Source organism: Natrinema sp. 74 (assembly GCF_046097095.1).
GTDB lineage: Archaea > Halobacteriota > Halobacteria > Halobacteriales > Natrialbaceae > Natrinema.
In genome coordinates this window covers 395,388-410,487 of sequence record NZ_CP175699.1, presented here as the reverse complement: position 1 = coordinate 410,487, position 15,100 = coordinate 395,388, and the positions used below count along the sequence as shown (strand labels likewise).

Sequence of the window (15,100 nt, the reverse complement as noted above, 5' to 3'; positions counted from 1 at the left end):
CGAGATGGACCGGTGTCCGGAGTGCGGAGCACGTCGCTTCGTCTCGAAACTATTGGTGTACGAGGTGACGAGCTACGACGAGGGCGGCGAGCGAGAATTTCGTCGGCAGCACGTTCGCGCCGAGTTCGAGTTTACCTGTAGCGAGTGCCAGACGACACTCCGGAGGCTGCCGGCGGATCGGCGCGATTACTACGACGAGGTGCAGATCTTGGAGGCGGAACGCCGTGCAGCCCTCCGAGATCAGTGCCGGCAGCTGTGTAGTCGGGTCGGACGGCGACTCTGGACCATGAAGTCCGGGATCGCGCTGGCACTCTTTGCAGTCGCCGTCGCGGTGATCTGGCTGTAGGGGCAGCAGTGAGGGACGGCGGACGTCCAGGCTCGTTAGGGTCGTGACGGAATCCGCAGTTCCCCGTTGACCTCGTATAGATAGCCCTTCAGGAGCAACTGCTCGATATGTGATCGGGCGTCGGCACGCTCAACGCCCTGGTCCATGAGGCGGGCAACGGCGTCCTCTCGCGTGAGCGGCTCATTATCCGTCAGTGCGTCGACGTACTGCTCGAGGTACTCGAGCGCGGCTTCCTCACTGGAGGTGATCGGCGTCCGCGAATTCGCCATTACGTAGTGTATTAGTGTCTCTGCGTTTGACAATTGGGGTCATGATCGCGCTTCGATGTACGGTTACGATGTGTGAACCGCCTCGGGACCAAGTGGTTCGAGACGCGAAGCGTCTCGTCATCACGGAAGACGTAGTCTTCCGTACGCGAGCCACTCGGCCTGCTCCGCCTGTAGAATAGCGCTTGCCCAGCTGCGAGTTCATCGTGGGATGAATCTCGCACAGGAGTCTGTAGTACACGCAATATGAACGGTGGAGAGTGGGTCTTGCCCGACCACGTAGTGCCTCTGACAGGGGAGGAGCAACCCTCCAGCCTAACGTGACAACCATCACGTATAGCCCTGTTGTGTACGGCGGCATTGCGTGAAGCGACCGAAGTCTGGATGGAACAACAGGAACAGGTCGATCCAGACGATCCACTATTCGCGATTCTCGACCAGCTCGATCAAGAGCCAGTACCCAAGACACCACGGACGAACGCCGCCACAGAAGATGATCTGGTTGACGAGTGGAGTGGAGACACAGCTGGGATCCGATTCTCGAATACACCCGACAGCGAGGAGTGAATGGGCCGCTCGATTGATACTGATGCTGGTCCGGTTTCCGCTGGGGACTTCAAGCCTGAACGACTCACCCATCGGGTGTTTCTCGGTCCGAAATTCCTCTTCGCGTTTTTCAATCCGAACGACGAACTGCATGGAGCATCGAGAGCGCTTGCTGAATTCGCACGCAGCGGGGACCTCCCATATCGACAGTTCATCGTTAACGGGCACGCGCTCGACGAGGCGGCAACGCGACTGAAAAAGCGTGCGTCACTCCGGTACGCCGAGTTGCTATTCAAAGCGGTCGATGAAAGTGGGCTATTTCGCTTCGAGCGTGTTCCCGACGAGGCATTCGAGCAGGCACGCGATAGATTCATCAAATGGGACGACAACGACGCCTCATTCACGGACTTCGTCATTGCGTGTCACATGGAAGAACTGGGTATCAACCACATTGCAACGTACGATCGACACTACCAGCTATTCGATGTCATGACGGTTCCGCACATCGATCTCGGATAAGTCCCTCATCGAGTTGGTGCTGGTCGCCAATGGCCACATGGACGAGGCGCGTGTCCTCGCTACTCGGGGTGTGTTGAGGAAACGTATTCGGTCGTGCCTGTATCGCAGGGATGTTTGTCAGCGCCAGGTGGCATGAGGCGCGTTCACAACTGTACCTCGTGTGAGTTCCCATGACTGATCCAAATATACTCGATGATACGACAGCTGATTACGAACGGCTCGAGACCGAACTCCTTGCACAGGACCGGGATGCAGCCCGGGTGTCGACGGCGGACGTCGACAGGACGACGGCGCAGCAACTCGCCAGTGACCTCGTCGACGACGGCGTCGTGACAGCGGTCGCTAACCAGCGAGTCCTCGTTCACGAACCAAGTGGTGAAGCATTCGACTCAATTCGGCAGTTAGTTGTCTTCCACCGTGGGTGGACAGCCGGCTGTGATGCCAACGACGAGATGTCGTAATGCAGCAGACGCTTTCGGGATGTGCGTTCTACGATTCGCTTCCCGGGTCGGAGCGTGGTGCCGCCTTCACCTGGGGTAAAGATGAACGGGTTTCGCATCCGATCTGTGTCGACTGCGCCGTCCAAGCCCGGGCCGACCCCGACGACCGAGATCACCACGCCTGTGATAGCTGTGGTCTCGTCGTCGACACGCTCGCTGCACTCACGCGGTTTCGCGTGGGACTCGGCCATCTCGAGGGAACACTATACCTCTGTGTCCGCTGTAGTCCTGACGGACTCGCAACGTACTGGACGCGTGACCTCGACGAACATCTCGTCGAATGAAGGTATCGCTGACTGTCGCACTGTTTACTGAGGTAGTTGATAGAATAATATGAATAGGGGCTTGAAGAGTCGGTCCGAGGTATTTCTGTATATTTACCTGTTCGAAACTATTTATTACAATGCCGGTGAACCCACCGTAGTCTCAACCCCTACAGCCACTGCAAGAACCGCTCTGTTTTTTGAAGGCGTTCCTATATTCCTCCCTCAGCTCTCTGATAGAGATCGCCGAAAGTAATATATACTGGAATGTAATTGTGCCAACTGTATGGCCAAGGAAAACAACTCATATCCACGTCGTAGCGTGCTGAAAAAGACCGGTCTTACCATCACAGGCACCGTCATCGCGGGGAGTGCGGCCAGCGGAACTGCGTCGGCAGCATCGTGGGATCATCTCCCGTACGATAAGGTCGAAGGAAGTCAGCAGGACAAGTACACGATTCAATGGGAGAAAGACAAACCGTTCAGTACCGCGAAACTTGCAGGCACGACGACCGTTGATATCTTGGACGATAGTACGCAAGATGGCGGAGGGTACACATACAAATTCGGTGTTGCCACCCACGGTCTCGGGTTGAACGAAAACGACGGTGATAAGCAGGATGCAATATCGTCTCACGCAGTCAAGGTATGGGAACATCCGAACAGCACCGTTGATCAGCAGACTGTGTACACTACGAACGACTCGGATGTGACCGGTGCATGGGCTCATGGAACTGGAACTGAGATTCCAGATCCAGCTGTCGATGCTATTCACACCGCCGTCTCGATTGCGAACACGAAGTATGCGATCGCAACCGGTACTGCGACGATCGCGGACAGTATCTTGGACTACTACACAAAAGGCTGTAACGAGAGAGATGATTGTGTGCTATTCGAATGGGCACCGTCGTCGGCCGACGAGGTAACCCACACCACGAAATTCAGGGTTGACGTTCCGGAGAGTGAGACTGGTTGTGCGTTGCTATTGACGACGCATATCAACAACAGAGTTGTCATGTCTTTTACACTGACCGGCAACGAGGACAACGCCTACATCACACCGACAGAACCGCAGCTGTGGTGACGGCCAATTAACGGCTTGACCGTGGACAGCCCGCAGTTTTCCGGACCTATTCGATTAGGTGGCACTGTCTGTTTGTTCGGAGGCCTCAATGAGTGGACCTCGGAGAGATCAACGATGAGTTCTGACACCCCAATCGACACAGCAGCGCTGCTAGCTAGCTTGCAGGAACGCAAGCAGTGGGTATGCTGGCGAGAGGAAGAGCGCGATGGCAAACCAACGAAGATACCGGTGACGCCAGGAACAGGAGCATTCGCCTCGTCAACTGATCCGGATACGTGGGACAGCTTTGACACAGCGATTGGATACGCCGGGACGAAGAACGCTGATGGCGTTGGCTTCGTCCTTACTGACGATGATCCCATCGTTGGCGTAGACCTTGATGATTGCCGTGATCCCGAGACCGGAGAGGTCGACAACATAGCACTCAACATCATCGAACGACTCGACTCCTATACGGAGATTTCGCCATCCGGTACCGGCTACCACGTACTCATCACGGGAGAGCTTCCGGACGGTCGGAACCGACGTGGAAGCATCGAGCTGTACGACACCGCACGCTTTTTCACCGTCACTGGTGACCATGTCGAAGAGACTCCCACCCACGTTGCACGCCGACAGGATGCGCTCGTAGCGATCCACCGCGAGTACCTCCAGGACACCGATAGCGATGTGAAGTCGCAGTCTGGGCAACTGGGCGCTGGCGACGACCAGTCAGCAACGAACGGTGCAGTTGACGTTGACCTCGAGGACGAAGAATTGCTCGAAAAAGCAATGAACGCGTCGAACGGGTCAAAATTCGAGCGCCTCTGGAACGGGAACATTGCTGGGTACGACAGCCAGTCGGAAGCCGATATGGCGCTGTGCTGTCTGCTAGCCTTCTGGACCGGCGGCAACCACGCTCGTGTGGATCAACTCTTCCGCCACTCAGGGCTGCTTCGGGAGAAATGGGATGACGTGCACTACGCCGACGGGTCGACGTACGGCGAGAAAACCATCGAACGAGCGATTGCGAACACCTCCGAGTTTTACGATCCAGACGCTCGAGACGACTCGAGTAAAGCGAGTTCCAGACAGAGCGAGTCATCGGTCACTAGTAGTGGTGACGAACCGGCACAGAATCATGCGTATCTGGTCGAGAAAAATCGACTCTTGACCGACCGCGTCGACGACCTCGAGGCAACGCTCAAGGAGAAAGACGAACGTATCGACGAACTCGAAGCGACCAATGAAGCGCTTCGAGAGCAACTCAGTGACTGTCAGGAGGCACTCGAGCGTCGTGATCAGTCTTCGAACCCTGAGATGGATGAGACGGGTGCTGCTGACAGTGACTCGATCTGGGGACGTGCACGGCGGTTCGTTGGGGATAACAACTGAGACCACTTCTAAAGCACTCTGACGGGTTTATCGACCCCCAGAGGGGCGAGGGAGTACCATCATTCTCCCTGTGAACCATGAGTTCTCAGAAATCACAACCAGTTAGTACTGAGTCTGAACCGCTCCAAAACCGTACAATTGGGGGATCCTGCGGCGTTCCTCAACTCTCTATTCCGAATGATCGAAGCACTCCGTCGATACTCTCGTTCGTCGAATGGGCGCTCGTTGAACTCACACATGGCAATATCAGCGCTGAGTACCGGTCGTCGCATCTCTGGGGTCAAAAACGAACACAGTATACTGTAGCGGATTCCAACGGAGAGTTCTTCTTGAAGCGACACCACAATGCTCGACTCGGCTGCCACACTGAGATACTTCGCCGAGAGGAACTCCGAACGGAACTCGTAAGCCGATTATCAAGGTCGCGTCCAGAGACATCCGATCCGACTCGAGATGTGGCGTGTCGGTGTGACCACTTCGTTCTCAAGCCACTCTAGCAATTCCGCCAGAAGTGACATCCTCCTCGCCGTAAACGGAGAGGGAGCGAAGCTCCCTCAAGCAGTCGGGCGGAGCCCGACGACGGCGAGGCTTCCCGTACCGCAGGTGGGATATTTGCCGGTCTACGACACGACCTGTTCTCTGGCCTTGAACGTCCCGCTCTCGCGGTCGAACAGGTGTACCGATGGCTGTGCCACACAGCCGTTACCCCTATCCTCCCCATGAGGACTTGGAGTTATCTTCTGGCGCATGTTCTCCGCCCCGTTACAATCCGCGTTGGCCACCAACTCACACGACAAGCAGACGTACAGGCCACGTTCGACACGGTTCGACTTCGTGTCGTCACCACATCGTGAACAGGTCTTACTGGTGTTCCACTCGTTTTCCTTCAGCACCTCAACACCGCGTATCCCGCCATTATATTCGAGATACTGGTAAATGCGGTCAAACGCCCCTGAGTGAACTTCTTGTTGCCTGTTTTGCCCCAGTCTGATTCACGCACGTCTTCGGGCCAACTCACTGCGAGCGTTCCCACGTTCCGTTCGACACACTCGGTGATGATGGTGTCCGTAAGCGTGTGGTAGAAGTGCATTTCACGGTCAGCGAGTTTCCTGCGTGCCCACATCGACTTCTCCGATGGGCCGTTCTCGCCTTCCGTGTCGTACTGTGTGCGGGTGAAGTAGTGCTTGTCCTGCTTGAGCGAGTTCCCGGGGTACAGGACATATTCATCGGGGAATGCGACCGTGGCGATGTTCGTGATACCGAGGTCGATGCCTGCCACTTCGTCGCCTGCCGAGTCGGTAAATTGTAGAGGAAGTGTCGGATTCACTCCCACCCTTCCGGGCGGATTCTCTCCTCGCAGAAAGATAGTCTCCCACAAGTAGAAAAGAGTTGGCGCTAGTCTGAAGTACATGGACTTCGAACAAGCGGATATGACCGATATGGATCGCATTCGTCCCGACGGTGGGATTGACGCGTTGGATCCACCACCGACAGATATCATGGACGAAGAGACGCTCGACCCGGCAGCGCTTGCCCAGAACGCGCCCAGACTCGAGACAGTCGTGCAGTTGCTCAACCAGCCAGCGCTGGCTCGTGTGTACGTCTACGTTTGCTATTGGGGGCCCGTTTCGCCACCGGAGATTATGGACGGTCTCGAACTATCGAAATCGACGACCTATGAGTACGTTGACCAACTCGTCGACCTCGGTCTCGTCGATCGAGATGACTCGACACGTCCGCAGCAATTGACGGCCGATCCGATCATCATCGTCGAGCAGTACGTCCCCATCGTCATCACGCCGACGGTCCTGCACGCACTTGCACTCCAGGAAATTGACGAGGATGTCGAGTATTTCATGGACCGCTACGGTGCTGGCAAACTCGTCGCTGCGCTGCGAGGTGCAGGGCTGCACTTTGCTGGGAAGACGACCCAACGAATGGTCGCGACCGATATCGACGTTCGCGACACCGAAGCGATGATGATCATCTATGCGCTCGAGCCATTGCTGACTGTTGGCCGAACGCATGATCCGTTCTTCGAGCATCTATTTCCGGACGTTCATGATCAGATGGATCTTCCTTCCCTTGATGAGGTAGACGGTGCCCCGACAGAGTCTGATTCCCCCGAATGAGGCCGTTGAATGAGCCGAGGTAATCCACTCTCTTCCGAACAGGACGTCTTCGTCGATGCAAACATCTTCTTTGCCATCAGACACCCATCAAATCCGAGATACGCACGGTTTCGGAGCACTGTCCGGAACGCTGATGTCGTGTGCAAACTCCCCCAGCGCGTTATTGGAGAGCTTGGCGGGTCAGAGACGGATCGTGTGCGGACGGCTCTTGATGAAGGATGGGCCGAAATCATCGATGCACCCTCTCCGACAGATGGTGATGCGGTCGCAGCAAGCGATATCGCCACGAGAACGATCGCAAACGAAACCGGCAAGCCCGAACACGAGGTCGAAAAGACGGATGTGATTCTCGCAGGGCTGGCTATCCAGTACGTCAGAGATCCTCGACAGAGCGCGTGGTCGTACTGACCGATGATAAGCCAGCTCGAAAAGGGGTCGAAAACGCGGTCACTGCACAGGGCTATACTGATGTGATCTCCGTCTACGGATTGACAGACATCATCGGAGATGATTCCAGTGACTCGATGCGGTTAATTTGAGGCAGATAGCTCGTCGAATTCGAGTGCGTTATACAGTTTGGCAGCCTGCCCGGCGGGGCGGGTGCTGATGATAACTCGATCTGAGATCGTGCACGGCGGTTCATCGGAGAGGACAACTGAGGTCCATTCCAACGCACTCGGACGGTTTTATCGACTCCCCGAAGGGGTGAGGAGTACAACGATGACTGTAACCAACCAGAGAGACGAACAACGCATTGTGTGGTTGTACGGACCGATCGTGAGGTATAGCTATGATCTGATTCCGGCAACCTCGACGGTACTGTTTTGTGTGTGTACTACGAACGTACAAGCGTATGTCTGAAGCTGAACCCAACAATGGAGATCCTGAGATTGAACGAATCAACCTTCGGATTTCCCAGTCGTTCCGCGAAGTCGTTGACGAGACGTGGCGCGAGCGGGGATTCAATAGCCGAAGTGAGTTTATTCGCTACGCACTGCGAGAGTCAGTGAATCATCCAGAGGGTGCAGGGTTCTGGAAGGACCTTGCAATTAGTGAAGCACAGTTTGATGACGGTGAGAGCCGCTCGAGCGAGGAAATCAGAGCAGCATATGGGTCCGACGGCGAGTGACGACGATTGGGACTGGGCATTTTCGTCTCGAGCGGAAGACCAACTTGCGCAGCTCCCCACAGAAACGCAGGACCGGATCATCACGAAACTCGATGATGTCGTGTCCTCCGAGTGGCGCGAGCCAGCTGACTTTCTCGAGCCATTGACTAATTCGCCATACAAGAAATTACGAGTCGGGACCTACCGACTGGGGTGTCGACTCCGATCGGAAGAACGCATCCTACGCGTAGAGAGTGTTCGAAAGCGAGATGGGGCATATTCAGCGGACGATTGAACCTCACAGCCGTGGGAACTGCCTAGCTGATATCAAATCGACTGTCTTCTTGGGAAAGAAGCGTTACTGGCTCGATCGACTGACCACTGATCAGTACGACACTAGCAAGTCATTGATCGCTTTTTCGAACCGAATCGTGATCAGGTATGTACCATGCTCTCGAATACGCCAACAGAAGTCTTTCTGACTCCAACGCAGTTATACGAAGAGCGTGAGATGACCGCGTTCAACATCATAGAAGCCACACTCGTTCTTGGAGTCTACGTACGAGGCCAACTTTGTCTTCACGTATGATGAGACGACTGCCACGCTCGCGCGGAGTTTCAGACTTGACGTCCTTCCATATGCGACGCTACTCATCTCAACTGACTAGTCCTCGTTTCTTAGATTAATAGCCGAGCCGGGCACTCGTAGTATGGAGCAGCAGCCGCTCGAAACACACACTACAGGCATATTCAGGAATTGCCAGTCAACTCGAATCGACGATGCCAGACGAGGACACACTAATGATACTGCCGCTCGAGTATTCACCTAGACCCATAGCAACCGATCGTCACAGCCCCCATGTCGATCACACTGAGGAGCTCGCGACCACGATCGGGCTCTACGTGCTCGGTGAAATCTCCCTTGGGAAGGCTGCAGAGCGGGCTGACGTCACCCGCTGGGAGATGAAAGAGATTCTCACTGAGGCCGGTGTTGAGGTTCGCCTTGGCCCACAGACCATGGACGATCTCGAGAACGAGGCGAGACAGCACTCGACATCGAATGAGCGAGTCGTTTTCGCCGCCAGTTGTTCTTGATGCAACAGTATTGAGCAACTTCACGAGCACTGACTCGGTAACGTGGCTTACGTCGGTGCTCGAGAATCTAACGACCGTCCCTGCCGTTGAACGGGAACTTCAACGCGGTACCGAGAATTGGATATCCGTATCTCGAGAACGCACTCGAGGCCATTGAGACTGGACAAATTCCTCTCGAGCAGAGTGCAACAGAACAACTCGAGCAAGCGTATCCAAGGATTCGAGACCAACTCGATCCAGATGAGGCAGAGGCATTCGTTGTTGCCGATCAAACGAGCGGAACACTCGTGACCGATGACAGTGCAGCCCGGAACCTTGCTTCTACATACGAGATTGAACTTACGGGTTCTATTGGGATACTCGTTCGTGGTGTTGTACGGGAGGATCTCACTGTCGAGACAGCTGACAGTTGGCTCACAACCTGGATTGATGAATGCAGTTACTATGCACCAGTTGAAAGTGTTAGTGATGCTCTTCCTGACGAGTATACTCCAGAATAGTTTCTCTCGCTGTGGTTTTGGCAGGATGAGATACTTGCTTGCCACACCTGCTGTCCCTGAAACGTGATTTCTTTCACCTCTATCGAAACGGTCATATAGTCATATTCATTAACCACGATATGTACGATCTTACCGCATTCCAACGTGATCTGCTCTACGTGATAGCCGGCCAGGGTGATCCACACGGACTCGCAGTCGAAGACGAACTCGAGGAGTACTACGAGAAGGAAATCCATCACGGCCGGCTCTATCCGAATCTCGATGAAATTGTCGACAAGGGCCTCGTCGAGAAGGGGGAACTCGATCGCCGAACGAATTACTATACGGTCACGGCTCGCGGCCAGCGGGAACTCGAAGCTCGACGAGAGTGGGAAGACCAGTACGTGAGCAACTTTTGCACCTCGTCTGAATAATGGCCAATATTCTCACTCCGAAGCTGGGAGAATGACGCAGAGCGCAGCGTCGATTCCATAAAAATACCCCCGCTCGAGGAAGAACGCGAACTCCTCCTCGAAGGAGTTGATCATTTTGCGTCTAAGGGGTGAGGCGCGACCACGTGTGCCTCGAGATTATCCATGAGTACAGATCGACCGATCCAACACAAGCAACACCAGGAACACCACCAGAACTGCAACACCAGCGACCGAGAGCGACGGTATTCCGGCGACGTCGCTCGACTGAATGGACACGAACTTGTTGCCGTCGACGAGTAGCTACCCGGCACGGAACCAACACCATACGAGATCGACCTCACCGATGGATACGAGTACCGAACGCGCTACTGGCACTGCCGGGACTGTGGCCAAGAACGAAACCGCCGTCGCGAGTTCAGCGATCCCTGCGAGACACCAGACCCACCGACTCCGCTTGAGGCAGGTGGCTACTCGATCGACGAGCCGCGAACCCGCCGGGCACTGAGCGAGGATATGGACGTTTGCTTCGCCAGCGTGGGCTCAACCTACGAGGTTGTCAGTGAGAGTAGGAACACCTACACGGTCGATATTGAGGCAGAGACGTGTACCTGTCCAGATTGTGAACAACGCCAGCCAGTCGGTGGCTGTAAGCATCTCAGACCCGTTGATCTCGAGATCCGAACTGGGATCACCCCTGCTCCGGATGGGACGTTCAACCGGTGACTGCGGGTTGAACTGGTCGTTCGCTCAAGATGGTTTGTCGCCCCCGGAAGGGGTGCGGGGGCTCAATGAAGTTCACCGCAGCAATTCATGAGAACAGCTGATGTAGCAACAGCGTCACCAAATGCTGAGACGACTCGGTTCCTGAAGCGAGGTATCGCCAGATGACCAATCGCAATGCGTGCCGAATGCAAAATTGTTCGGCACGCACTCGCGATCGGACAGGATACGCTGGCCGGTTCTGTTCGGACAGTTGTGAGGTTCGGTACGACCACCTGCAAGCGGACGCTCGAGACGCGGCTCAGGAGGACACGTACTGATGCTCGAGCAGATCGACCACCGTGGCAAGCGCTTCACGATCGATGACGATAGCACCCGCGACGAAGCGGGAATCAGACGCTGTCAGCGAGCAGCCGCACTCGACCGTCAGGCCCAGCGAGAACGCCGTGAACTCGAGCGTGCGAAAGCGGTCGCTGGGCCAGCCGGTATAAATCCCGACGTCGAGGTGCTTAACCGATGACACCAGATGATCCTGATCCACACGACATCCCCGGATTCGACCGAGCACTCGGTTCGATGATCCGATTCCCGACTCGGAGTACGGTAATCAGGGGTACCAGCTGGAACGTGACGCCGTCGATGGCGGTCATGTTCCCATCGACGATCTTCACGAGGCGCTCCTCGAGGCCGAACAAGCCCTTCGCGAGATTAATGAGCGACTCCCCGAACCGATGACGCTCAACAGTTCGCTCACTGAACTGGGTGCCACCGCAGATGCATATGCTCGGCTTGATCCTGAGCACCGCAACAGCGGGGAGTAAACTAACGTACTCAACCGAGCCGCTCGTCGGAGGTAGACTCTTTGTATCTACCTTTGAGTTGGGTCTCTTCTGCAGTTCTGAAGAAGGGAGACTAACGTTAACCAACAGTTCCGAGTGGTATCCCCAATCTGTTGGTTAACATTCTCGGAGCTAGACTCTGCTCTACCACCGGATCTGCTACCGGCGTACGAGTCTATCGGCGCCGGGAGGCGTGAGGCGCGCTCGAACAGCGTCCTCGAACTGATCCTCATGACTGGTTCAGATGCAATCAATAACACAGCTGACGATCACAGACGGCTTAAAACCGGACTCCTCGCTCAAGACCAGGCCGCGACTTACGTCTCGACGGCAGACGTCGACGAAACGACCGCCTGATGCCTCGTTGGTGCTCTCCTCGAGGACGATGTAGTCATCCCGGATTCCGGACAGCAAGTGCTCGTTCACGAACCAAGTGGCGAAGCATTCGACCTATGCGAGGGAGAAAGGGAGACTTCCCCCAGTGTGTCGCTGGTTCCCTCTGAGTGCGGGTTGGACCCTCGAACACCACTTCTGATGGAAATCCGATGGTCGAATTCTACGTCCTACAGGACGTGTAGGAGGTCAGGGTTTATCGACTCCCTGGTGGGATGAGGGGCTCAACGATGACTGAAATCAACCAGATAGATGACCAACGCACTGTGTGGGTAGACGGACCACTCGAGGAGTGTAGGTATGATCCGATTCCAGCGACGATTAGTTCGACTGGATCTCCGATTGACTGCTCGAAATATAGCGTTCCAGGCGTATTGATCAATCACTATGCAAATTTAAGCAGAACTGCATTCGACGACGCCGTTCCACAAGGAGTGTCAACTCGGCAAGTCGAAACACAGGGTTGGGTTCCAAGCGTTCCGTGGGGAGACTGGATTGGTGATATTCGCCGATTACGCTGTTGTGTCGCTGCATTGTCTGCGGGTTTACCTAGAGAAATCGGGAACTCGCAGCGCTCGAAGCGGCCAGGTTCTAGGTGAACGATACGTCGACAACGTTGTGGCTGGGATCGAATCTACCAGTGTCCACCACGAACTCACCCACCTCCTCAACGATTACTGCACAAGCGACGTTGCCGACCTCGTGGATCTCTATACGACACTCGGCGGCCCAACCCTCGACGAAGCGTATCGCCGGACAGCAGCTGAAATCACCTAAAAGACCTCATCTGGCGATTCAGGGTACTGTATGATCTCGATTCATAAGTTGGAAGCGGAAATTTTCGGCTTTGTATTCAGCAACCGAGTGTTCGAACTATCCGATGTCGATTCTGGAGATTCCGTAGCCCAGATACAGCTTCACCCGGAGCATCTTCCTGATTGGCTAAGCGACGAAGGAGATACCTGCTATATTTCGATTCGACTCGAGTACGACCATGGGGCGATGCTGGACCACTATAGCGAAGTCGAGATCGAAGAGAAACGAGAACAGTTTCGGGAGCGAATGGATGAAATGGAAGAATGAAAGTAACATCCCTCGCCGGTTACAGAGGATAGATACAGGTTACGCACGTATCGTTTGAAGCAAGTGGTTAAGACCCACTGTTCGCTCACAAGCATTTATCTGTTTGAGGAGTCTCTATCTGGTACGGAACAACGATTCATTATCGTGTGTTCGCACCCCAAGAATGGAGGGGTCGCTTGAACCAGTTACCCGTTCTGTTGAGGAACGAACCTTGTTCTCTCCACGTCGCGGTCACGTGGAACACATTAGAGTGGACACGGATTCCCCCACAGTGACCACATATGTCCAAAAATAAGGATACCTCGACAGAGAGGGCCGTGCAAACCTCAGAGAAAGTCCGCATCGTGTGTACTGAATGCAATTTCTCGAAACCGGTAACGAAGGAAGGGCAAAAATCTGCAGACGTAATTAGGGAACACGGTCGAGAAACTGGCCATAGACTCACTGCTGAGGAACTCAACGATGGTGAGTAAGCAGTTGTGCTTATCAAGGACGCAGCGATATGAGCGTGTGAGAATAGTATTCATTCACAACAGTCTGCGTCAAATGTTGATTGAGGAGTAATTCGTAAACTTCGAGAATCTCTGCGATTTCCGCGGCGGTGAGTGACTCCTCTGGTCAGCGCGACAGTCAGGAACCTGCTTACGATAGATTTCGTATCTCTGGTTCTTTTCGAGGACCCATGCCGCGTTCTCGACGAGTAGCGTTTCCTCCTCTGCCCATTTGAGAAGCCGATCGTCTAAGCCAACAGCCTCGAAACGAACGCACAGCCGGTGGTGTTGTTCGACCCCTGAAAAGGATAAGGTAGAAAAGATGGATGGCCAACACATCCTCGGATACCTGCTGTGCATGCGTGGAGCAATTTCAGAAGAGCATCGACGAGGATCAGTTGAGCGAGGAAGATCGAGAGAGAAACGCTGATGCAGTAGCACTCCTTGAAGACGTATCGCTTTTGGAGAGTGGAGGACGCTCAGAATCCTCAGGGTCCAGCACGGCCGGGCGATTGGCCAGCCAAGCAATTGCCTCCACCCGCCCGGTATCCTTTTGAGTATGGATATGATATGAATATGTATGGACGAGGTAAAGAAACGACGTGTTGGCGACCGCGGGCAGATCACTCTCCCAAAGGAACTACGCGAAGAATTTGACATTGGCGGCGGTGACGAGATAGAAATCCGCAAAGAGTCGGGAAAAATCGTTATCGAGAAACCGATCACTCGGGACGATCTAGCGGCCGGGTACCGTGCGCGGGCCGATCAGCTTCGAGACCTCGAGGAGGAGATGGATGGCGTTTCGCAAGAGGCCGACGAATATCTCGGCGACGTCCCGGAGTGGGAATAGATGGAGGTGCGCCGAGGAGACATTGTGATCGTTGAGCTCGACCCGACGAAAGGATCGGAGCAGCGGGGGACGCGACCATGTCTCGTTGTCCAGAATAACGTTGGGAATGAAAACGCACCCACAACGATCATCGTCCCGTTTACGACGTCGGTTGATGACGATTTGTATCCGTTCGAAGTGCTCATAACGGCCGATGAAAGCCACCTTCGCGAGGATTCCGTCGCGATGTGCAGTCAGATCCGAACTGTGTCGATCGAACACCGGATCAAAAACGTCATCGGATCCATCCCCGATGAGCGGATGAATGAGGTTGATAATGCACTCGAGTATAGCCTCGGGCTGCGCGGCTCGTGGTAGTTTCCCGGACAAGTGAACTACCCTGCCCTACCGGGCTCGGGGCTACTCGCCCCTCGCTTGTTGAGGACAGGGCTTCCTGTTTCTGTGTCGGAACTTGTACCTACCGAGGACACAGCGGTTCCAGACTCCGCAGGCGGCTTCCCTTTACGGGTGGTTCGGAGTGTCCCACTCCTACCGAATGGACACTCAGCCACAACCGACGGGACGCGCTTCTTGTCGTG

The 15,100-nt window shown here is 54.9% G+C and carries 18 protein-coding genes and 4 pseudogenes; 20 read left to right on the top strand and 2 right to left on the bottom strand.

Annotated features, from left to right (window positions below):
• Positions 1-64 precede the first annotated feature (64 nt).
• Positions 65-346 (top strand): hypothetical protein, encoded by a 282-nt coding sequence (locus ACJ70B_RS19920; protein ID WP_408960187.1) that lies wholly within the window; start codon positions 65-67, stop codon positions 344-346.
• Between the two features lie 35 nt (positions 347-381).
• Here the strand turns inward: ACJ70B_RS19920 and ACJ70B_RS19915 are convergent, their stop codons facing one another.
• Entirely contained in the window at positions 382-615 is a 234-nt protein-coding gene (locus ACJ70B_RS19915) for a hypothetical protein (protein WP_408960186.1), read from the bottom strand.
• 381 nt (positions 616-996) lie between these two features.
• Here ACJ70B_RS19915 and ACJ70B_RS19910 point away from each other — a divergent pair, with 381 nt between their 5' ends.
• From ACJ70B_RS19910 to ACJ70B_RS19885, 6 genes are all read left to right on the top strand, one after another.
• Positions 997-1,179, top strand: coding sequence for a hypothetical protein (locus ACJ70B_RS19910; RefSeq protein ID WP_408960185.1), 183 nt, complete (start codon positions 997-999; stop codon positions 1,177-1,179).
• Positions 1,180-1,677, top strand: a complete 498-nt coding sequence (locus ACJ70B_RS19905; protein WP_408960184.1) for a type II toxin-antitoxin system VapC family toxin — start codon at positions 1,180-1,182, stop codon at positions 1,675-1,677. It abuts the gene before it with no gap.
• Positions 1,678-1,847: 170 nt separating this feature from the next.
• Complete coding sequence (locus tag ACJ70B_RS19900; protein ID WP_408960183.1) at positions 1,848-2,138, top strand: hypothetical protein; 291 nt, start codon at positions 1,848-1,850, stop codon at positions 2,136-2,138.
• On the top strand, positions 2,138-2,461 hold the full coding sequence (locus tag ACJ70B_RS19895) for a hypothetical protein (protein ID WP_408960182.1): 324 nt from the start codon (positions 2,138-2,140) through the stop codon (positions 2,459-2,461). Before ACJ70B_RS19900 ends, ACJ70B_RS19895 begins: the two co-directional genes overlap by 1 nt.
• 265 nt (positions 2,462-2,726) lie before the next feature.
• Positions 2,727-3,524 carry a hypothetical protein gene (locus ACJ70B_RS19890; protein WP_408960181.1) on the top strand — a complete coding sequence of 266 codons (798 nt, stop codon included), beginning with the start codon at positions 2,727-2,729 and terminating at the stop codon, positions 3,522-3,524.
• A 114-nt stretch (positions 3,525-3,638) separates the two neighbouring features.
• Positions 3,639-4,898, top strand: a complete 1,260-nt coding sequence (locus ACJ70B_RS19885; protein WP_408960180.1) for a hypothetical protein — start codon at positions 3,639-3,641, stop codon at positions 4,896-4,898.
• 620 nt (positions 4,899-5,518) lie between these two features.
• On the opposite strand, the pseudogene ACJ70B_RS19880 reads toward ACJ70B_RS19885, so the two are convergent.
• Positions 5,519-6,207 (bottom strand): annotated as a pseudogene (locus ACJ70B_RS19880) (RNA-guided endonuclease TnpB family protein); the annotation flags it as partial.
• Positions 6,208-6,307: 100 nt separating this feature from the next.
• On the opposite strand from ACJ70B_RS19880, the gene ACJ70B_RS19875 reads away from it, so the two are divergent.
• The 13 genes and pseudogenes from ACJ70B_RS19875 to ACJ70B_RS19815 all read left to right on the top strand — a co-directional run bounded on the left by ACJ70B_RS19875 (position 6,308) and on the right by ACJ70B_RS19815 (position 14,879).
• Positions 6,308-7,030: a helix-turn-helix domain-containing protein gene (locus ACJ70B_RS19875; RefSeq protein WP_408960179.1), complete on the top strand. Its 723-nt coding sequence runs from the start codon at positions 6,308-6,310 to the stop codon at positions 7,028-7,030.
• A 9-nt stretch (positions 7,031-7,039) separates the two neighbouring features.
• Positions 7,040-7,569 (top strand): annotated as a pseudogene (locus ACJ70B_RS19870) (hypothetical protein).
• A 314-nt stretch (positions 7,570-7,883) separates the two neighbouring features.
• The gene (locus ACJ70B_RS19865) at positions 7,884-8,159 is read left to right on the top strand and encodes a ribbon-helix-helix domain-containing protein (protein ID WP_408960178.1); all 276 of its coding nucleotides are present in this window, start codon (positions 7,884-7,886) and stop codon (positions 8,157-8,159) included.
• On the top strand, positions 8,140-8,433 hold the full coding sequence (locus ACJ70B_RS19860) for a type II toxin-antitoxin system RelE family toxin (RefSeq protein WP_408960177.1): 294 nt from the start codon (positions 8,140-8,142) through the stop codon (positions 8,431-8,433). Before ACJ70B_RS19865 ends, ACJ70B_RS19860 begins: the two co-directional genes overlap by 20 nt.
• A gap of 485 nt (positions 8,434-8,918) precedes the next feature.
• Positions 8,919-9,233 (top strand): UPF0175 family protein, encoded by a 315-nt coding sequence (locus ACJ70B_RS19855; protein ID WP_408960176.1) that lies wholly within the window; start codon positions 8,919-8,921, stop codon positions 9,231-9,233.
• A gap of 86 nt (positions 9,234-9,319) precedes the next feature.
• Complete coding sequence (locus ACJ70B_RS19850; protein WP_408960175.1) at positions 9,320-9,733, top strand: hypothetical protein; 414 nt, start codon at positions 9,320-9,322, stop codon at positions 9,731-9,733.
• 119 nt (positions 9,734-9,852) lie between these two features.
• Complete coding sequence (locus tag ACJ70B_RS19845) at positions 9,853-10,146, top strand: PadR family transcriptional regulator (protein ID WP_408960174.1); 294 nt, start codon at positions 9,853-9,855, stop codon at positions 10,144-10,146.
• A gap of 162 nt (positions 10,147-10,308) precedes the next feature.
• Positions 10,309-10,869: pseudogene (locus tag ACJ70B_RS19840) on the top strand (hypothetical protein).
• Positions 10,870-11,185: 316 nt separating this feature from the next.
• Entirely contained in the window at positions 11,186-11,386 is a 201-nt protein-coding gene (locus tag ACJ70B_RS19835) for a hypothetical protein (protein WP_408960173.1), read from the top strand.
• Between the two features lie 1,216 nt (positions 11,387-12,602).
• A pseudogene (locus ACJ70B_RS19830) lies at positions 12,603-12,698 on the top strand (IS5/IS1182 family transposase); the annotation flags it as partial.
• A gap of 207 nt (positions 12,699-12,905) precedes the next feature.
• Positions 12,906-13,181 carry a hypothetical protein gene (locus tag ACJ70B_RS19825; protein ID WP_408960172.1) on the top strand — a complete coding sequence of 92 codons (276 nt, stop codon included), beginning with the start codon at positions 12,906-12,908 and terminating at the stop codon, positions 13,179-13,181.
• Between the two features lie 1,071 nt (positions 13,182-14,252).
• Positions 14,253-14,522 (top strand): AbrB/MazE/SpoVT family DNA-binding domain-containing protein, encoded by a 270-nt coding sequence (locus ACJ70B_RS19820; protein WP_408960171.1) that lies wholly within the window; start codon positions 14,253-14,255, stop codon positions 14,520-14,522.
• On the top strand, positions 14,523-14,879 hold the full coding sequence (locus ACJ70B_RS19815) for a type II toxin-antitoxin system PemK/MazF family toxin (protein ID WP_408960170.1): 357 nt from the start codon (positions 14,523-14,525) through the stop codon (positions 14,877-14,879).
• Positions 14,880-15,100: the final 221 nt, after the last annotated feature.

Bases quoted from the DNA above. Each gene is read 5' to 3' on its own strand.
- ACJ70B_RS19825 (WP_408960172.1), top strand. From the start codon at position 12,906: ATGATCTCGATTCATAAGTTGGAAGCGGAAATTTTCGGCTTTGTATTC.
- ACJ70B_RS19910 (WP_408960185.1), top strand. From the start codon at position 997: ATGGAACAACAGGAACAGGTCGATCCAGACGATCCACTATTCGCGATT.
- ACJ70B_RS19895 (WP_408960182.1), top strand. From the start codon at position 2,138: ATGCAGCAGACGCTTTCGGGATGTGCGTTCTACGATTCGCTTCCCGGG.
- ACJ70B_RS19900 (WP_408960183.1), top strand. From the start codon at position 1,848: ATGACTGATCCAAATATACTCGATGATACGACAGCTGATTACGAACGG.
- ACJ70B_RS19865 (WP_408960178.1), top strand. From the start codon at position 7,884: ATGTCTGAAGCTGAACCCAACAATGGAGATCCTGAGATTGAACGAATC.
- ACJ70B_RS19855 (WP_408960176.1), top strand. From the start codon at position 8,919: ATGCCAGACGAGGACACACTAATGATACTGCCGCTCGAGTATTCACCT.
- ACJ70B_RS19875 (WP_408960179.1), top strand. From the start codon at position 6,308: ATGGACTTCGAACAAGCGGATATGACCGATATGGATCGCATTCGTCCC.
- ACJ70B_RS19815 (WP_408960170.1), top strand. From the start codon at position 14,523: ATGGAGGTGCGCCGAGGAGACATTGTGATCGTTGAGCTCGACCCGACG.
- ACJ70B_RS19820 (WP_408960171.1), top strand. From the start codon at position 14,253: ATGGACGAGGTAAAGAAACGACGTGTTGGCGACCGCGGGCAGATCACT.
- ACJ70B_RS19885 (WP_408960180.1), top strand. From the start codon at position 3,639: ATGAGTTCTGACACCCCAATCGACACAGCAGCGCTGCTAGCTAGCTTG.
- ACJ70B_RS19835 (WP_408960173.1), top strand. From the start codon at position 11,186: ATGCTCGAGCAGATCGACCACCGTGGCAAGCGCTTCACGATCGATGAC.
- ACJ70B_RS19905 (WP_408960184.1), top strand. From the start codon at position 1,180: ATGGGCCGCTCGATTGATACTGATGCTGGTCCGGTTTCCGCTGGGGAC.
- ACJ70B_RS19915 (WP_408960186.1), bottom strand. From the start codon at position 615: ATGGCGAATTCGCGGACGCCGATCACCTCCAGTGAGGAAGCCGCGCTC.
- ACJ70B_RS19860 (WP_408960177.1), top strand. From the start codon at position 8,140: ATGGGTCCGACGGCGAGTGACGACGATTGGGACTGGGCATTTTCGTCT.
- ACJ70B_RS19890 (WP_408960181.1), top strand. From the start codon at position 2,727: ATGGCCAAGGAAAACAACTCATATCCACGTCGTAGCGTGCTGAAAAAG.
- ACJ70B_RS19845 (WP_408960174.1), top strand. From the start codon at position 9,853: ATGTACGATCTTACCGCATTCCAACGTGATCTGCTCTACGTGATAGCC.